Consider the following 18,136-nt stretch of genomic DNA (forward strand, 5'->3'; position numbering starts at 1 on the left):
ATTAAACTCCAGTATGAATAGTTTTTCGCCAGAGTATCTTTTTGGGAAAAATAGACATCTTTATTGTTACCCAAGGGATTACTAAAAACCAATGTGATAAATAAAAAACCGATAGAAATACCATCAAAAAATTGGATTTTTGCAATACCGGTACTTCACTTTTACAAGAAGAACCGTACCAAAAAGCAATTCCAGATAACATAAAAGCTGTAAATGAAATAGGCCAGTAAATTGGTGAATCCAATAAAGCAATACTGAAAACTAAATCAAAGATAGAAATAATTGGTAGTGCATATTGCAAGATGAAGAAGTAAGTTAAATCAAATTTCTGCAAATAATCAATTTTATTGGTAAATAATTGATCTCCATAATCAAAAAATCTTTGCAAACCCCCTTCTGCCCATCTTTGCCTTTGCGCTAATAAAGCATTTAAATTCTCAACTGCTTCCTCCATGACTGGGGGATCCCACAAGATTCCAATTCTAGATTTTGATAATAATAACCTTAAACTTAAATCAAGATCATCTGTAACTGTATCTTCATTAAAGGAACCACATGCTAATAATGTTTTTTTCTTAATTAATTGGCCATTTCCTCTTAATTCAGAAACTCCCGCAACTGATAATCTTCCATATTGAAAAATTGCGTCCATAGCCATCTCCATTGACTGACAGGAAGTTAAAAAATTCTTACTTACATTTGTTACTGATTTTCTTAGTTGAACTGCAGACCAACCACCTTCTTCTACAAAACTAAATAACCTTATCAAAGAATCTTGTTTTAATTCTGCATCAGCATCCAAAACTAATAACCATTCACCATGAGTAAACTGCAAGGCATAATTCAAAGCTCCTGACTTTCCACCGCCTGCATTTGGAGAACGACTTACGACTTTTAGCTTGTCATATTGTCTAGATAATCGATTTAAAATTAAAGGCGTCTTGTCAGAACTACCATCATCGATTATGAAAATATTTAATTTATTTGTTGGATAATCTAAACGAAATAATCTTTCAATTAATCTTGCTATGACATTCTCTTCATCTCTAGCTGCGACTAAAATATCAAGCACAGGTAACTCTTTATTGCTAATTCTTCTGCTCACAGTATTTAAAACGTTGTTCCTTTTGAAATTTCTAGAAATAACTATTAAACCGTAAAAAACAATCAAAAAAGAAAGAGTCAATAGAATGTAAAAGAAATTTTCGATATTAAAAGCATGAGGAAAAAAAGCTACTAAAATACAAGCACTAATAAATATAAACGACTTCAATCTTCGATTTTTATAAAAACCTTTACTCATAAAAGTAAATTTTTAATTACCTAACTTTCATTGAGACAATATCTCAAATTTTTTCAGTTTTGCATCATGATAGTAATGATTCAATATTTGTTCATAAGAAAATCCTAATTTAGCCATTTCAATTGCTCCGGACTGAGATAAACCTACACCATGACCGAAGCCTCCTCCTCTAAAAAGCCATAAATCATCATTTAATTTATTAATAGTAAACAAATTACTAGGTATAAAATTTAATACCCGTCGAATATCATCTTTAATTAGAACAATAGATTTGTTACCTTTATCCGTTTGTATTTCCAATTTTGTCACTCTGCCACTAGACCCACGCTCTATAGAATTTAAATCCAAAACGTCTTCATTAATATTTATAAGTTTGTTTTTAATTAACTTTTCTTTAATTTCAAGACTAGAAATTTTCTTATTCCATCGAAAAAGAGAATGCTTACTTCCATAAAACTGTTTTTTATCAAAATCTAAAAAATTATTTAAATCAGATTCATTTGTAATTGGGAGTTTAAAATTTTTTCTTAATGATTTAGAACCATCAATAATTGAATGGAAATAAGAATAATCTTGAATTTGCCAAGACTCACCTGCAGTAGCAGATACTCCACCATTAGAACCATGGTAAAAAGCATTTATTGGTTGATTTCTATGAGTGAGAATTAAATTTGAAGTTGCGTCTATAGCGTTTTGCACTTTTTTATTTGTAATTTTAGGAGGCTTATAAACTTGACATTGAGTGGTGATACATAAATGATATTTATCCATATTAAATCTATCAGAATTAAAAATTCCCCAAGTCCTTGCAATGACTGCTTGTGCCTTAAGTGCTTCTAAAGGAGAATTAGGTCCAATTTCGTATGGCAAAACACCTGCCAAATAATCATCAAACTCAATTTTTTGAACTAATGTCCAAGTTCCATATAAATCTCTCAATAAATAGAAATTTTTGCCAAAATTAACACCATTTATTTTGATGTCCTCTTGAGCATAAATATATATAGGACCTTCAAGTTTCATCCCACTGTAGTCATTTCTAAGAACGGGAGTAATTTGAAAATTTTTTATTTTTTTGAAAATCTTATTTTTTAATTCAAACTCTGGCAGATCATCTTGAAATGGAATCCATACTTCCCAATTTTTAGGGTAGGCAACAGTCGTCTCAAATCCTTGATCTCTTAGTTTCTTTGATTGTTTTTTTGCCGATTCATAGCTAGCAAAAGGACCAAAAACAATTCTTTCAATTGTTTTTGGATTTTTGACAGGAATATCCGCCCAGGTAATATTTATCTGTTTTGATTTATGTTTAATACCGTTGGACGATATCAAGTTTAAAAAACCTTTATTAGTTGTAAAATTTATATTCTTTTTCTCCGAAAAACTATCATTCTCCCCGCCTAAATATTGCTTTAAACCAATTAAAAATTTTCCTTTTTTAATTTCATTATGGAGTTCAACCTTTAGCAATTCTTCTCCTTTTGCATTGGAAATAAATTTAGTGTTTATTATTAAAAGAGAAATACAGCCTAAAAAAAAGTTTAAAAAGGTAAATTTAAGTTTCATAAATTAGAACATTCCTTATCAATTAAGGACTTTAATTTGCACCAATGCATATAAAGGTTTAGATTATCCTAATTAAACACATTTGACTTAAATGTCTAAACTAAAAACTCGTAAATCAGCTGCCAAAAGATTTAAAGCTACTGCGACGGGTAAATTCATGAGAAGAAGAGCTTTCCATAATCATTTACTTGATCATAAAAGCTCAAAATTAAAAAGACATCTATCAACAAAAGCCGTAGTTGATGAAAGAGATGCTGATAATGTAAGATTAATGGTTCCATACGCATAAATCTTTAACCAATTTTTATTAGATATTCATGGCACGGGTAAAAAGAGGCAACATAGCCAGAAAAAGAAGAAACAAAATCTTAAATCTTGCAAAAGGTTTCAGAGGCGGCAACAAAAATCTTTTCAGAACCGCTAATCAAAGAGTGATGAAAGCTCTTTGTAATGCTTATAGGGATAGAAGAAGAAGAAAAAGAGATTTTAGAAGACTTTGGATCTCTAGAATTAACGCATCTGCGAGGATAAATGGAACAAACTATAGCAAGTTAATAAATGGCATGAAAAATTCAGAAATTATCATTAACAGAAAAATGCTTGCTCAATTAGCCTTAAACGATCCTAAGTGTTTTGAAAAAATTGTTTCTTCCGTTAGTAAGTAGAAAAAAGAATATAATCTAGAAAAGTAATTATAAATAATGGAAATATCTTCCTTTCAATCTTATTTAGTAATTCTTTTTATTGTTTTAATAATAATTTCTATTTTTGTATTTAGACAATTTCTAAAAACAAGAAGTGAAGAATTAAATTTAGTAAAATTCGAGCAGAAAGGTTTAGATTCTCTCACTGAAGCTACAGAATTATATGAATTTGGGTCCATTCAGATAAAAAAAAGATTATATTCTGAAGCTACTAAAACTTTTTTAAAAGCAATTGAAAATTATGAAAATGAACCTGATGAAGCCAAAGCGATAATAAATAATGCTTTAGGATTTTCTTATGCTGCTCAAAATGAATTTAAAAAAGCAATTAAACACTATAACTCTGCAATAAAATCACTTCCAAAATATCCTATAGCCCTAAATAACCTCGCATCAGCACAACAGCGTTTACTTGAGTACGACTTGGCATATGAAACTTATCAAAAGGTTTTGGTGATAGATCCAAAGAACAAAACAGCAATTAAAAAAAGTAAGGAGTTAGAAAAAAGAAATAATTATAAACCTTATAAAGGTATTAAAGATAAGGGATTCTAAATATGGAAAATTATTCTTCTTTACTGATTGGTGGAAAACAATTTTCCAGTAGATTAATGGTTGGTACTGGCAAATACAAATCTACTAAAGATATGATGGAAAGTCTGTCAAATTCTGAAACGGAAATTATAACCGTCGCTGTTAGAAGAATTAAAAATTATCAAACCGGAGAAAATTTACTCGAAAAGATCAACTGGGAAAAATATTGGATGCTTCCTAATACAGCTGGTTGTGTTAATTCCGATGAGGCAGTCAGAATAGCAATTTTAGGAAGAGAGCTTGCAAAATTATCTGGTCAAGAAGAAAATAATTTTGTAAAGTTAGAAGTTATTCCTGACAAAAAGTATTTGCTACCAGATCCAATAGAAACTCTTAAAGCAGCCGAAATTTTAATAAAAAAGGGTTTCGCTGTACTACCTTATATCAATGCAGATCCTATTCTTGCAAAAAGACTAGAAGAAATAGGTTGTGCAACTGTAATGCCATTGGGCTCGCCCATTGGCTCGGGGCAAGGTTTGTTAAATTTATCAAATATAAGAATAATTATTGAGAATGCAAAAGTGCCAGTAATAATTGACGCAGGAATTGGGGTGCCTAGTGAAGCATCTCAAGCTATGGAAATTGGAGCTGATGGTGTTTTAATCAATAGTGCGATAGCGCAAGCTGCAAATCCTCCCCTAATGGCTCAAGCGATAAATTATAGTGTGAAAGCTGGCAGGCAAGCTTTTCTGGCAGGAAGAATTCACAAACAAGACTTTGCAGTAGCAAGTTCGCCGGAAAAAAACATATCTATCTAATTCTCTTAATTAAGAAAAGTTTAAAAAGAAAGTAAAAATTTATGATTTGCTTTATTTATCGTAATTAAGAAAGAAGATTTGAAACTATTTACAATATTTTTTCGCAAAGTGGAAGCACACTGTAGTAATTTAATAAATATATTATGAATCTTTTAATTCTGGAGTTCTGAGTGAAAGTTATTGTTCTAGGTGGAGATGGTTTTTGCGGTTGGCCTTGTGCGGTGAATTTAGCAGAGCAAAATCATGATGTTATTATTGTCGACAATTTAAGTCGTAGAAAAATTGATATTGATCTAGAGGTAGAATCTTTAACTCCAATTGCTTCGATAACAGAACGACTTTCTGCATGGGAAGAGACTGGAGGTAAGCCTATGAGATTTCTTAAGATGGATATCTCTAAACAATATCAAAAATTACTTAATTTGCTAATTGATGAAAAACCAGATTCCGTGATCCATTTTGCAGAACAAAGAGCAGCACCTTACTCTATGAAATCAAGTTTCACCAAAAGATATACAGTGGATAATAATGTTAATGGCACCCACAACCTTCTTGCTGCAATAGTAGAGAGTAATTTAGATATTCATGTTGTTCATTTAGGAACAATGGGAGTCTATGGATATGGATCACATAGAGGTGCAACAATTCCAGAAGGTTATCTAAAAGTTGAAGTTCCACAACCAGATGGAAGTCGATTTGAAGAAGAAATATTACACCCTGCCAGTCCAGGTAGTGTTTACCATATGACTAAAACCTTAGATCAATTATTATTTCTTTACTACAACAAAAATGATCTTGTAAGGATTACTGATTTACATCAAGGCATTGTTTGGGGAACAAATACAGAAGCAACTTTAAAAGATCCTAGATTGACAAACCGATTTGACTATGACGGAGATTATGGAACTGTTTTAAACAGATTTCTAATGCAAGCTGCAATTGGATATCCATTAAGTGTTCATGGGACAGGCGGGCAAACAAGAGCATTTATACATATAAAAGACTCTGTAAAATGCGTACAACTTGCTCTTGAAAATCCTCCAAAATCCGGAGAACGAGTCAAAATCTTTAATCAAATGACTGAGAGTCATCAAGTTGGAGAACTAGCTAAAAAAGTAGCTTCTCTAACAGGAGCTGATATTAATTATTTACCAAATCCAAGGAATGAAGCGGTAGAAAATGATCTTATTGTTGATAATAAATGTTTTATAGAATTAGGTTTAAACCCAACGACTCTTGATAATGGCTTATTAGAAGAAGTTGTTGAAGTTGCCAAAAAATACTCCAATAGATGTGATCTTAAGCGGATACCTTGTGTTTCATCCTGGACTAAAAAACAAGCTGAGGCAATAAAGACAAATTAAAATTTCCAAAATAGTTACTCTAAGAAAGTGAAAATTGCATTGTTTACTGAAACTTTTTTACCTAAAGTTGATGGCATAGTCACAAGATTGACTAAAACAATTGAATTTTTAATAAAAAATGGTGATGAAGTTATAATTTTTTGTCCAGAAGGGTGTCCAGAATCATATATGGGTGCAACTGTAGTTGGAGTTGCTGCAATGCCATTACCCTTATACCCAGAGTTGAAGCTTGGTTTGCCGGGTCCTGCAGTCTCAGATAAGTTAGAAAAATTTAAGCCAGATTTGATACATGTTGTTAATCCAGCTGTACTTGGCTTAGGTGGCATATGGTTAGCGAAAACTAATAATATTCCTTTAATTGCGAGTTACCATACTCATCTTCCAAAATATCTGGAACATTACGGTATGGGTATGTTAGAGCCACTTTTGTGGGAATTACTTAAAGCAGCTCATAATCAAGCATTGTTAAATTTATGTACTTCCACCGCTATGGTCAATGAGTTAAAAGATAAAGGTATTCAAAGGACTGCTCTATGGCAAAGGGGAGTAGATACTTTCAGTTTCAGACCAGATTTGAGAAGTGAGAAAATGAGAAAAAAATTATTTGGGAAATATAACGACGCTAATTACTTATTGATTTATGTAGGAAGATTATCAGCAGAAAAACAAATTGAGAGAATTAAACCAGTCTTAGAAAGTATTCCTAATGCTTGCCTTGCACTTGTAGGTGACGGACCATATAGAAACCAGCTTGAAAAAATCTTCGAAAATACAAAGACTAATTTCATAGGATACTTATCTGGCGATGAACTTGCTAGCGCCTATGCCTCTGGAGATATATTTTTATTTCCATCTAGTACAGAAACACTTGGGTTAGTTTTACTAGAAGCAATGGCAGCAGGATGTCCAGTTATCGGAGCCAACAAGGGGGGGATTCCAGATATTATTAGTGATGGGATTAATGGTTGTTTATATGATCCTGATGAAAAAGATAATGGGAAACAAAGTTTGATTAAAGCGACAAAAAAAATTCTAGAGAATGAAGATAAAAGAGAAGTTATGAGAAAAGAGGCACGAAACGAAGCAGAAAAATGGGATTGGAATCAAGCAACACTACAACTGCAAAATTATTATGCAGATACTCTCAAAGAAATAGATTAAAATTAATCTTAATTATGCTACGTGTGGAGGTGTGGGATTATTATACGAACTTAAAGGAAGTATTAGAGTAGCGATATTTTGATTCTTTTCAGGCCTTTTTTTCTTTGAAAACTTTTTACCAAAGGGTACTCTTATAACATTGGTTCCCTCAATGGAAGAAATGTTTGAGTTATCTCCTGAAAAATTATTGACAAAATTTGGTAAATCTACGTTTTTAACTGGCAGGTGCTTAACATTACCAGATTTAAAATCTTTGGTCATAGCTTCAAATACCCCAAAAAATTTGATGCTCGAATATTTTAATAAAAAAATTTAAAAAAATTCTATAAGAAAATATTAAATTTTTATTCTCACTGATAATAACTAAGTAAATATAAGGATGCTAGTCCTTATGCACATTTTTTTTCTTCGAAAGTCTCGCCTTGATTTACATTGCAAGAACAAATTAAATTGCGATCGCCATATGCATTATTGATCCTAGAAACTGAAGACCAAAACTTAATAGACGTTGGAGTTTTATAAGGAAAAGAAGCTTTTTCTTTTGAATAAGGATAATGCCAGTTATCAGCAATTAACTCCTTCAGCGTATGAGGAGCGTTACTTATTACATTGTTATTCTTTAATGCATCATTTTTTTCTATTTCGCTGATTTCTTCTCCAATCAATAGCATAGCCTCGCAAAATCTATCCAATTCAACCAAACTTTCACTTTCAGTAGGCTCTATCATTATCGTCTCTGGAACAGGCCAACTTATAGTTGGGGCATGAAAACTATAATCTATTAATCGTTTAGCTAAATCATTAACACTCAAACCAGTTTTAGATTTTAAATCCCTGAAATCTAGAATACATTCATGTGCGACAAAATTATTTTTTCCTTTATAAAGAATCTTGAATTTATGTTTTAAAGTATGCGCAATATAATTTGCAGATAAAATTGCATGCGCAGTAGCTTTCCTTAAACCACTAAGACCAGCCATTTTTATGTACATCCAACTTATTGGAAGAATACTTGCACTCCCATGCTTGGCAGAAGATACGTAATTGGAACTAATAGATAAATTATTATCCATTAAAGAATGAGTAGGAAGAAATGGGCTTAAAATTTCTGATGCAGCAACTGGACCTACTCCTGGACCACCACCTCCATGTGGAATGCAGAATGTTTTATGTAAATTCAAATGACAAACATCAACACCATAATTCCCCGGTTTACATAATCCAACCTGAGCGTTCAAATTTGCTCCATCTAAATAGACAAATCCTCCCACAGAGTGAATTAAATCACATATGTTTCTGATTTGTAATTCAAAAACTCCATGAGTAGAAGGATAAGTCAACATAAGAGCCCCTATTTGGTTATCAAATTTCTTGACCTTAATTGACAAATCTTGAAAATCAATATTTCCTTCGTCATCACATTCAACAGTTAACACGTCAAAACCTGCCATAACTGCACTAGCAGGATTTGTTCCATGAGCACTTTTTGGAATTAAACATTTTTTTCTTAACAAGTCACCTTTTGATTCAAAATAAGAATTTATTGCCAATAAACCTGCAAACTCTCCTTGAGAACCTGCATTTGGTTGAAAAGAAACTGATTTTAAACCAACAATCTCACTTATCCATTTTTCTAAGTCAGATATAATTTTTGAATAGCCTTTAGTTTGATCTGGTGGGGAAAAAGGATGAATGGAAGATAAATTAGCCCAAGAGACTGGATTTAACTCTGCTGCAGAATTTAACTTCATGGTGCAGCTTCCCAATGGCATCATCCCATCAACCAAAGAAAAATCTTTTTCTGCAAGTCGGAATATATATCTCATTAATTCAGTTTCACTTTGGTAATTTGTGAATATATCTTGCTGCATCCATGCACTGGATCTCAAAGCTAAACTTTCAAGATGAAATTCTTTATCAAATTTTATATGTTCTAAATATTCTTCTTTTTCTATAAGGTTTGCTATGAAAGTCAAAATATCTTTTATTTCTTTTTCATTACTAAGCTCATCTAAAGAGATCCCAAAACCAGTTGAATTTTCAATAGTTGATCCCAACGGCAAAATTCTTAAGTTATAGCCGTTTTTTAAAGCCTCATTATGGATCCTTTGGGAGTGCTCAGAATAAACATCAATACTATCAAATCTAATCCCATCAGGAATATCAAAACCTAAAGCAACTAAACTTGATTCTAAATTTATTCGCAACTCAACTAATCTCTTAGCAATTTGCGTTAATCCAGAGGGTCCATGATAAATAGCATAAAAAGAAGAAATTATAGCTAACAAAGATTGAGCAGTACAAATATTACTAGTGGCCTTTTCCCTTCTAATATGTTGCTCTCTTGTTTGCAATGCTAGTCTTAGTGACTTTTCTCCATTTTTAGATAGACTTTCCCCAACTATTCTTCCTGGTATCAGCCTTTTATATTTTTCGCTACAAGCAAAATATGCTGCATGAGGGCCACCAAAACCCATTGGAACACCAAATCTTTGCATACTCCCCACTGCTACATCAACACCAAATTCAGAAATTGGTTTAATCAAAACTTGTGCCAGTGGATCAATACATGCCGTAACAATAATTTCTGATCTATGTGCTTGGGATATTAAGAATGTAGGATCATATAATTGTCCGTTTTTACCAGGTAATTGCAACAACATTCCAAAAACATCATCAAGATTAGGAAGGTTGCTTTGAGTAAAGCGTTTTAAAGTTATTCCCAAAGGTTTTGCTCTGGTTTGTAGAACATTAAAAGTATGATCAAAAACATTTGACTCCACTAAGTACACTTTTGAAGATTTATTTTTTCTTGCGGAAAAACTCATGGCCATGGCTTCTGCTGCTGCAGTACCCTCATCCAACAAAGATGCATTGGCGACAGGGAATCCTGTTAGTTCACAAACAATAGTCTGAAAATTAAATAGAGCTTCTAATCTTCCTTGTGCAATTTCTGCTTGATATGGAGTATAGGACGTGTACCACCTTGGATTCTCAAGAACATGTCTTTGGATTACTTTAGGCATATGATTGTCATAATAACCAAGGCCGATAAGTGATCTCATTTTTGTATTTTTATTCGTAATCTCTTCTAATTCGTTTAAAGCCTCAATTTCTGAACAACCTTGGGGCAATATTTCTGAAGATTTATCTTTAAGCTGTATATCTTCAGGGATAACTTGATTTATAAATTGATCAATATTATTAAAACCAAGCTTGTTCAGCATAATTCTTTCATCATTATCTCCTAACCCAAGATGCCTATCTATAAACAAATCAGACCCAAATTTGGATGTCATATTAAAATATTTTTCTTTAAAATAGCTCTTTTTAGAAAGTTTGCCTTATTTTGGTACAACCTTTGATTGATATTCTTCAGAAGTCATCAAATCAGCAATTGATGCTTTTGATTCTGGTTTCAAAATGACTAACCAACCGTCTCCAATCGGATCATTCTGTAAAAGCTCAGGGTTCTCAACAACACTTTCATTTACAGATACTATTTCTCCTGAAAAAGGCAGGTAAACTTCCTCTACGGCCTTAACTGATTCTATTGTTCCAAAAGTCTCGCCTTTCTCTAAAGTCGCCCCTTCATCAGCTAATTCAACAAAAACGATATCTCCTAATTGATCTATAGCGAATTCACTAACTCCAATTTTTAATAATCCATTTTCTTCTAAGACATATTCATGAGTATCAGCATAGTTGAGGTTGTCTGGAAACTTGTAAGACATGATTAAGTAGATAAAGGAAGTAGAGAATCCTTTGAAATTAATTCTTCCTCTAATAGTTCAGATAATAATCGAATTAATGCAATTTTGATGTGAGCTATGTGAGAACCACCTTGAACAAAAATATTGTAAGGATCTCTTAGAGGGGCATCAGCAGAAAATTCACTTGTACTACCTTCAATAAAGGTACCTCCTGCCATTAATAATTTTGAATCATATCCATCCATTGATGATGGAACAACATTCAGAAAAGAATCTACAGGTGAAGAATTTTGAAATGATTGACAAACTTTTTGTACCAAATCAGGATTATTCAATCTTACTGACTGAATAAGATCAGATCTATAAGTTGCTGGCTCTGGTAAAACCTTAAATCCCAAATTTTTAAAGACTGCTGCAACCATATCAGCACCCTTTAGTGATTCGTGAACAATTTGTGGTGCTAAAAACAAACCCTGCAAAATTAATCTTCCTAGTCCAAAATTTATTCCTGCAGAAGAACCAATGCCTGGTGAGGTTAATCTAGAACATGCCATCTCAACCAACTCTGCATCTCCTGCAACGTATCCACCAGTAGGAACGATTGTTCCTCCCAAATTTTTAATCAAAGATCCAGCAATTATATTTGCCCCTTTAGAAATTGGTTCACTATCTTCAACAAGCTCCCCATAACAGTTATCAACAAAACATATACAATTAGGATCAAGAGAATGAATAAGACTACAAATTTTTTCTATCTGATGATTCGTAAGAGACTTTCTCCAACTATATCCACAACTTTTTTGTATGAATACTAATTTGCATGAATTTTCTTTAAAAGAATGAACAATTTTTTCTTCAAAAGAATCAAAATTCTCGCAAATATTTATTTGCTTATATTCAATGTCAAAATCTTTAAGTGAGCCTTTTCCTCCTCCCCTTATTCCTATGACTTCTTCTAACGTGTCATATGGTTGTCCCGTAATAGATAACATTACATCTCCAGGTCGAAGAATTCCAAATAAGACAGAACTTATTGCATGCGTTCCGCTTACAAATTGCATCCTCACAGCAGCCTTTTCAGCAAGAAACAATCTTGCAAAAACTGCATCAATTTTTTCTCTAGATATATCATCATGTCCACTACCAGAAGATTGATTGAAATGACTAGTAGAAACTTTTTCTTCCTTAAAAATTGTCAAAATATTTTCTAATTTCTGGAAAACCTGATTAGACCTTTCTTGGAAAACTTTACTTAAACTTTCTTCGACAGAAAGAATAGAGTTTTCAGCGAGTTTTAAGTTATTGTCAGGAGTCATTAATTAAAAAAATAATCTTATTTTTCAGAAGCTAAATTTCTTAATTCTGCGAGGAAAGCATTAGGTCCCCTGCCATGAAAATAAGAAAGATTTTTTGAAGCCTCATATAAATCAAGAAGTTCTCCATCTAATTCTTCTGCAGTATAATCTCTAATTCCTGCAATTACCTCAGCAAAACGTTCTCTACGGGCAGATTTATTGACAGCATAGGCTTTCATTACTTGCATTTTACATGATCTCCAAGCCTTATTCTGGCAAAAATGTACTGAAAGAGCATCACTCAAAGCAGAAGCTTCTTCATCTTCTATGTACCAGTCAAAAGATGAAGGTAGAGGTTTTAATCCTGAAAATATCTCGAATAATTCCCCCGCCGACAATGGATGACCAGAATCATTTTTAAGGGGTAATGCAGACTCTTCCAAAGATTTCCATAACTCTGGGTAATCACTTTCAAAACGATCCCTGATTTTTTCAATACCTTGATCAAGAATCGTATTAACTTGAGCTAAAGCTAGAAAAACTTCAGGACCTGGCGAAGATAACTTCCCATTCCTAAGATTAGAAATTTGTGAATTATGAACTTTGCCTAAATCAAGAACTTCAGAAAGTAATGGCAAAACTCTGTGTGACCATCCATTTCTTTCATGCCAGAGATGTATCAAATGAGCCATAGCCCTTCGACCTCTAGATAATTTATCGCGATATCCGAGACTCACAGATAATTAAACTTATCAATAGTATAGTATGATAATATTACATATCGGCAATTTTGAAAATAGCATTTCAATATCATGAATTCAGTGATTTTCCAAGAAACAGCAAAATTAAAAAAACCTGTTCCAGCTGAAAAAGTTATAGAACTCTCAGAAAAATTACTTGAACCTTCCAGTCATTCAAAAAGATATCCTCCAAGACTACATAAAACTTGGGGAACGATAATTTTCATGGTTGCAATTCATATTCTTTCTCTTGTAGCTATACAACCAAAATTTTGGAGTCTCCCTGCAGTAGTATCACTATTATTTTTTTATTGGGTAACTGCTTGTTTAGGAGTCACCCTTGGATATCACAGATTGTTATCTCATAGATCATTCATCGTTCCAAGATGGTTAGAAAGATTTTTTGCTACCTGTGGGGCTATAAGTTGCCAGCATGGACCAATAGATTGGGTAGGTTTACACAGGCATCACCACTCCTTTTCAGATACTGAAGTTGATCATCACAATAGTAAAAGGGGGTTTTGGTGGAGTCATATGGGTTGGATGTTTAAAGACGTTGAAGCTCTAAAAGCTGTTCCAAAACTAAGTGCAGATTTAATTAAGGATCCATACTATAGATTTCTAAATAAATATTTTTTATTCTTACAAATTCCTATTGCACTCTCTTTGTACGCAATAGGTCAAAAATTAGGAGTTGGAGGATGGGCTCTAGTCCTTTGGGGAATTCCATTAAGGCTTGTAGTTGTTTATCACATAACTTGGCTAGTAAACTCTGCGACGCATTGTTGGGGTAAAGCACCATTCGAGAGTGGTGATTCATCTAAAAACAATGCGTGGGTTGCAGCATTAACATTTGGAGAAGGTTGGCATAATAATCATCATGCATTTCCCAATTCGGCAAAACAGGGATTATTTAGAGGTCAGATAGATTTAACATGGGAACATATTAAGATTCTTGCGAAATTTGGTCTTGCAAAAAAAGTAAAGTTACCCTCTAGGTCTTATTATTAACTATATTGTTCAATATTTTCATGGCAAAAAGAGTACAAGTCGCATTAACTGAATCAATCGCTTCACTAGGTAAAGAAGGAGATCTAGTTGAAGTAGCACCTGGATACGCAAGAAATTTTTTATTACCTTATGGCAAGGCAATGAATGTAACACCGGCAGTCCTTAAACAAATTGAAAGGAAGAAAGAAAAAGAAAAAATCGCTGCTGATAAGTTAAAGCAAGAAGCATTAGATTTCCAAACTGCATTATCTACCATAGGTAGGTTTACTATCAAAAAACAGGTTGGAGAAGATGGTGTTCTTTTTGGAACTGTTACCAATGGGGATGTTGCCGAAGCAATAGAAGCGGCAACTAAAAAAGAAATTGATAGAAGAAACATCACAGTTCCTGATATTCATAATTTAGGTTCTTTTACTGCAAAAATAAAATTGCATCCAGAAGTAAATGCAGAAGTGAATATTGAAGTAACAAGTTAATCAATTTGTTGCATTATTTTGAAAAGTAGCCAGAGTATATATCTAAGCAATTAAAGATATGGTTTCAGTACCTTTTCCAAATAATGGGCAAAATAAAAATTTTAAAAAGGATTTTAATAGTGAAAATGCTGGACTAGTCCCTCCTCAAAACGTTCAAGCAGAGGAAGCTGTTCTTGGTGGCATACTTCTTGATCCAGACGCGATCGGAAGAATTGCAGACCTAATTAAACCTGAAGCTTTTTATATAAATGCCCATCAAGAGATTTATAGAACGGCATTAATGTTGCATACCCAGGGTAAACCAACTGATTTAACATCAATGAGTGCTTGGTTAGCAGATAATGGATCACTAGAAAAAATTGGAGGGAACAACAAACTAGTAGAATTAGTTGAAAATGTTTCCTCTACAGCATCCATAGAACAAGTTGCTAATTTAATTAACGACAAATTCATGAGAAGGCAACTTATCAGATCTGGAAATGAGGTGGTTCAACTAGGTTTTGATCAAACTCAAGATACCAATGAAGTGCTAGATAAAGCGGAGCAAAAAATTTTTGAAATAAGTCAAGAAAAACCTTCAAAAGGTCTTACTCAAGCAGCTGAAATCCTTACAAGTACTTTCAATGAAATAGAGTCGAGATCATTAGGTACTTCAGTAGCTGGAATTCCAGTAAATTTTTACGACCTTGATGCGATGACTCAAGGATTTCAAAGAAGTGATTTAATAATTGTTGCTGGAAGACCTTCAATGGGAAAAACTTCAATAGTTCTTAATCTGGCTAAAAATGTTGCACAATCTCAAGATTTACCTGTGTGCGTATTTAGCCTTGAAATGAGTAAAGAACAGTTGACATATAGATTACTCTCTATGGAAGTTGGAATTGAGAGTGGCAGATTAAGAACAGGAAGATTACAGCAAGATGAATGGCCTTTGCTTGGAGAAGGTATCAATTCATTAGGTCAATTACCAATATTTATAGATGACAAACCTAACTTAAGTGTTTTAGAGATGAGATCTCTGTGCAGAAGATTAATAGCTGAACAAAAAAAAGAATTAGGATTAATTGTTATTGATTACCTCCAGCTGATGGAAGGATCAACCCCTGATAATAGGGTGCAAGAACTTTCACGAATAACAAGAGGTCTTAAAAGCATGGCTAGAGAATTAAAAGTGCCAGTAGTAGCTTTATCTCAGCTTAGTAGAGGAGTAGAGTCTAGAACAAATAAAAGACCAATGTTAAGCGATCTAAGAGAATCAGGATCTATTGAACAAGACGCAGATTTAGTATTAATGATTTACAGAGATGAATATTATAATCCAGAGACTGAAGATAGAGGAATTACAGAAATCATTGTCACTAAACATAGAAATGGACCCGTAGGAACTGTTAAATTATTATTTGAACCTCAATTTACTAGATTTAGGAATTTAGCTAATTAAATCGATCCTCATAATGCAAGATCATCACTCAACAAATGAATCTTTTGACATTATCGTCATTGGAGGGGGACATGCGGGATGTGAAGCTGCTATAACAACGGCAAAATTAGGATTTTCTACAGCCTTATTCACAATCAATTTAGATAGGATTGCTTGGCAACCTTGTAATCCTGCAGTTGGTGGTCCAGCAAAAAGTCAGTTAGTGCATGAAGTTGATGCATTAGGAGGAATCATTGGAAAATTAGCTGATAAAACAGCAATTCAAAAAAGAATATTAAATGCAAGTAGAGGACCAGCTGTATGGGCATTAAGAGCTCAAACAGATAAAAGAGAATACTCAAAAAAGATGATCGAAATTCTTCAAAATACAGATAATTTATCTTTAAAAGAAGCAATGATTACTGAACTGGATATTGCAAAAACTGAAGAAATTGGATTGAACTCAAAAAAAATCGTAAAAAAAAGAATAAAAGGTGTTAGGACTTTTTTTGGTAGTTATTATTCAGCAAAATCAGTTATCATTACAGCCGGTACATTCTTAGAAGGAAGAATATGGATAGGAAATAAATCAATGTCAGCTGGGAGATCAGGCGAACAAGCAGCAAAAGGTCTTACTCAAAACTTGCACGAAATTGGTATTAAAACAGAACGTTTAAAAACAGGAACTCCAGCAAGAGTTGATAAAAGAAGTATTATTTTTGATGAATTAGATATTCAACCAAGTACTGCAGCAGATAAATATTTTTCGTTTGACCCAGATATAAAAAATAATATGCCCCAAGTTAGTTGTCACATCACAAGAACAACTACCAAAACACATCAACTAATTCGAGACAATTTACATTTAACTCCTATTTACGGGGGTTTTATTGATAGTAAGGGGCCGAGATATTGTCCATCAATTGAAGATAAAATCGTTAAATTTGCTGATAAAGAATCACATCAAATTTTCTTAGAACCAGAAGGAATTAATACCCCTGAAATATATGTTCAAGGATTCTCTACAGGTTTACCCGAAAATATTCAATTAGAACTTTTAAGAACCTTACCTGGATTAAGTGAATGTAAAATGTTGCGACCAGCATATGCTGTCGAGTATGACTATATCCCTGCAACACAACTCCAACCAACACTCGAAACGAAAGAAATTAAATATTTATTTAGCGCTGGACAAATCAATGGAACTACTGGTTATGAAGAGGCAGCAGCACAAGGATTAGTTGCAGGAGTCAATGCAACAAGAAAACTAAACAAAAAAGATCCAATAATCTTCACTAGAGAAAGCAGCTATATAGGGACAATGATCAATGATTTAATTACCAAAGATCTCAAAGAACCATATAGAGTTCTTACTAGTAGAAGTGAATACAGGTTGACCCTGAGAGGAGATAATGCAGATAGGAGATTAACCCCATTAGGTTATGAACTTGGGCTAATTGATGAGAAAAGATGGTCGTTCTATCAAGAAAAAATGAAACTCCTTGAAGAAGAGAAATTAAGATTAAAAAACACTCGTTTAAAAAATACGGATGAAATATCAAAAAAAATTGAATTAGACACGGGATCAAAAATCAAAGGCTCAACAACTTTGAAAGAACTTTTAAAAAGACCAAACTTTCATTATTCAGATCTAATTAAATATAATTTGACTGAAAAAAATATAGCTTCTTCAATACAGGAAGGTGTTGAAATAGATATTAAATACGAGGGTTATCTTAAAAGACAAAAAAACAATATTGAACAAATAAATCGTCAAAGCTGTAAATCTCTGCCTCAAGAAATAAATTATGAAAAGATAGATACATTATCATTAGAAGCTAGAGAAAATTTGAATAAGATAAAGCCAAAGAATTTTGGTGATGCTTCAAAAATTCCGGGAGTAAGCAAAGCAGATTTAACTGCATTACTTGTTTGGCTAAAAATAAGAGAAATAAATAAAGAAAAGGCAAATATTTTTGTCGAAAAAAAGTTATCATCTTAAAAGCAATCGTTCAGAGCACTGAATAATAA

At 32.9% G+C, this 18,136-nt stretch carries 17 protein-coding genes; 10 read left to right on the plus strand and 7 right to left on the minus strand.

The genetic code is table 11. The annotated features are described in order from the left end of the window. Position 1 precedes the first annotated feature (1 nt). Positions 2-1,303 (minus strand): glycosyltransferase family 2 protein, encoded by a 1,302-nt coding sequence (locus tag HA151_RS08990; protein ID WP_209107092.1) that lies wholly within the window; start codon positions 1,301-1,303, stop codon positions 2-4. A 27-nt stretch (positions 1,304-1,330) separates the two neighbouring features. After that, on the minus strand, positions 1,331-2,869 hold the full coding sequence (locus tag HA151_RS08995) for a SpoIID/LytB domain-containing protein (RefSeq protein WP_209107093.1): 1,539 nt from the start codon (positions 2,867-2,869) through the stop codon (positions 1,331-1,333). 91 nt (positions 2,870-2,960) lie between these two features. Here HA151_RS08995 and rpmI point away from each other — a divergent pair, with 91 nt between their 5' ends. From rpmI to HA151_RS09025, 6 genes are all read left to right on the plus strand, one after another. Further along, complete coding sequence (gene rpmI, locus HA151_RS09000; protein WP_209107094.1) at positions 2,961-3,158, plus strand: 50S ribosomal protein L35; 198 nt, start codon at positions 2,961-2,963, stop codon at positions 3,156-3,158. A 28-nt stretch (positions 3,159-3,186) separates the two neighbouring features. Next, the gene (gene rplT / locus HA151_RS09005) at positions 3,187-3,534 is read left to right on the plus strand and encodes a 50S ribosomal protein L20 (RefSeq protein ID WP_025895195.1); all 348 of its coding nucleotides are present in this window, start codon (positions 3,187-3,189) and stop codon (positions 3,532-3,534) included. Positions 3,535-3,570: 36 nt separating this feature from the next. After that, positions 3,571-4,128, plus strand: coding sequence for a tetratricopeptide repeat protein (locus HA151_RS09010; protein WP_209107095.1), 558 nt, complete (start codon positions 3,571-3,573; stop codon positions 4,126-4,128). A 2-nt stretch (positions 4,129-4,130) separates the two neighbouring features. After that, positions 4,131-4,925, plus strand: a complete 795-nt coding sequence (locus HA151_RS09015) for a thiazole synthase (protein ID WP_209107096.1) — start codon at positions 4,131-4,133, stop codon at positions 4,923-4,925. 170 nt (positions 4,926-5,095) lie between these two features. Next, positions 5,096-6,289: an NAD-dependent epimerase/dehydratase family protein gene (locus HA151_RS09020; protein WP_209107097.1), complete on the plus strand. Its 1,194-nt coding sequence runs from the start codon at positions 5,096-5,098 to the stop codon at positions 6,287-6,289. 27 nt (positions 6,290-6,316) lie between these two features. Beyond that, complete coding sequence (locus HA151_RS09025; protein WP_209107098.1) at positions 6,317-7,450, plus strand: glycosyltransferase family 4 protein; 1,134 nt, start codon at positions 6,317-6,319, stop codon at positions 7,448-7,450. A gap of 12 nt (positions 7,451-7,462) precedes the next feature. Here the strand turns inward: HA151_RS09025 and HA151_RS09030 are convergent, their stop codons facing one another. From HA151_RS09030 to HA151_RS09050, 5 genes are all read right to left on the minus strand, one after another. Next, the gene (locus HA151_RS09030) at positions 7,463-7,711 is read right to left on the minus strand and encodes a hypothetical protein (RefSeq protein ID WP_209107099.1); all 249 of its coding nucleotides are present in this window, start codon (positions 7,709-7,711) and stop codon (positions 7,463-7,465) included. Between the two features lie 128 nt (positions 7,712-7,839). Beyond that, complete coding sequence (gene gcvP / locus HA151_RS09035) at positions 7,840-10,749, minus strand: aminomethyl-transferring glycine dehydrogenase (RefSeq protein ID WP_209107100.1); 2,910 nt, start codon at positions 10,747-10,749, stop codon at positions 7,840-7,842. Between the two features lie 45 nt (positions 10,750-10,794). Beyond that, complete coding sequence (gcvH, locus tag HA151_RS09040) at positions 10,795-11,184, minus strand: glycine cleavage system protein GcvH (RefSeq protein ID WP_209107101.1); 390 nt, start codon at positions 11,182-11,184, stop codon at positions 10,795-10,797. Positions 11,185-11,186: 2 nt separating this feature from the next. Beyond that, complete coding sequence (locus tag HA151_RS09045; RefSeq protein ID WP_209107102.1) at positions 11,187-12,479, minus strand: aminotransferase class I/II-fold pyridoxal phosphate-dependent enzyme; 1,293 nt, start codon at positions 12,477-12,479, stop codon at positions 11,187-11,189. Between the two features lie 17 nt (positions 12,480-12,496). Further along, complete coding sequence (locus tag HA151_RS09050) at positions 12,497-13,195, minus strand: hypothetical protein (RefSeq protein ID WP_209107103.1); 699 nt, start codon at positions 13,193-13,195, stop codon at positions 12,497-12,499. 75 nt (positions 13,196-13,270) lie between these two features. Between HA151_RS09050 and HA151_RS09055 the strand changes: the two genes are divergently transcribed. From HA151_RS09055 to mnmG, 4 genes are read left to right on the plus strand one after another with little or no spacing between them, the layout of a single operon-like run. Continuing rightward, a complete protein-coding gene (locus HA151_RS09055; RefSeq protein ID WP_209107104.1) occupies positions 13,271-14,209 on the plus strand; it encodes an acyl-CoA desaturase in 939 nt (312 codons plus the stop codon). Positions 14,210-14,229: 20 nt separating this feature from the next. Next, entirely contained in the window at positions 14,230-14,685 is a 456-nt protein-coding gene (gene rplI / locus HA151_RS09060) for a 50S ribosomal protein L9 (protein ID WP_011863768.1), read from the plus strand. Between the two features lie 58 nt (positions 14,686-14,743). Continuing rightward, positions 14,744-16,126, plus strand: coding sequence for a replicative DNA helicase (dnaB, locus tag HA151_RS09065; protein WP_209107105.1), 1,383 nt, complete (start codon positions 14,744-14,746; stop codon positions 16,124-16,126). Positions 16,127-16,139: 13 nt separating this feature from the next. Further along, positions 16,140-18,107 carry a tRNA uridine-5-carboxymethylaminomethyl(34) synthesis enzyme MnmG gene (gene mnmG, locus HA151_RS09070; RefSeq protein ID WP_209107106.1) on the plus strand — a complete coding sequence of 656 codons (1,968 nt, stop codon included), beginning with the start codon at positions 16,140-16,142 and terminating at the stop codon, positions 18,105-18,107. Positions 18,108-18,136 lie beyond the last annotated feature (29 nt).

The sequence above is a fragment of the Prochlorococcus marinus XMU1419 genome (assembly GCF_017695955.1).
GTDB classification, from domain to species: Bacteria; Cyanobacteriota; Cyanobacteriia; order PCC-6307; family Cyanobiaceae; genus Prochlorococcus_A; species Prochlorococcus_A marinus_AD.

Bases quoted from the DNA above. Each gene is read 5' to 3' on its own strand.
- HA151_RS08990 (WP_209107092.1), bottom strand. From the start codon at position 1,303: ATGAGTAAAGGTTTTTATAAAAATCGAAGATTGAAGTCGTTTATATTT.
- HA151_RS08995 (WP_209107093.1), bottom strand. From the start codon at position 2,869: ATGAAACTTAAATTTACCTTTTTAAACTTTTTTTTAGGCTGTATTTCT.
- rpmI (WP_209107094.1), top strand. From the start codon at position 2,961: ATGTCTAAACTAAAAACTCGTAAATCAGCTGCCAAAAGATTTAAAGCT.
- rplT (WP_025895195.1), top strand. From the start codon at position 3,187: ATGGCACGGGTAAAAAGAGGCAACATAGCCAGAAAAAGAAGAAACAAA.
- HA151_RS09010 (WP_209107095.1), top strand. From the start codon at position 3,571: ATGGAAATATCTTCCTTTCAATCTTATTTAGTAATTCTTTTTATTGTT.
- HA151_RS09015 (WP_209107096.1), top strand. From the start codon at position 4,131: ATGGAAAATTATTCTTCTTTACTGATTGGTGGAAAACAATTTTCCAGT.
- HA151_RS09030 (WP_209107099.1), bottom strand. From the start codon at position 7,711: ATGACCAAAGATTTTAAATCTGGTAATGTTAAGCACCTGCCAGTTAAA.
- gcvP (WP_209107100.1), bottom strand. From the start codon at position 10,749: ATGACATCCAAATTTGGGTCTGATTTGTTTATAGATAGGCATCTTGGG.
- gcvH (WP_209107101.1), bottom strand. From the start codon at position 11,184: ATGTCTTACAAGTTTCCAGACAACCTCAACTATGCTGATACTCATGAA.
- HA151_RS09045 (WP_209107102.1), bottom strand. From the start codon at position 12,479: ATGACTCCTGACAATAACTTAAAACTCGCTGAAAACTCTATTCTTTCT.
- HA151_RS09055 (WP_209107104.1), top strand. From the start codon at position 13,271: ATGAATTCAGTGATTTTCCAAGAAACAGCAAAATTAAAAAAACCTGTT.
- rplI (WP_011863768.1), top strand. From the start codon at position 14,230: ATGGCAAAAAGAGTACAAGTCGCATTAACTGAATCAATCGCTTCACTA.
- dnaB (WP_209107105.1), top strand. From the start codon at position 14,744: ATGGTTTCAGTACCTTTTCCAAATAATGGGCAAAATAAAAATTTTAAA.
- mnmG (WP_209107106.1), top strand. From the start codon at position 16,140: ATGCAAGATCATCACTCAACAAATGAATCTTTTGACATTATCGTCATT.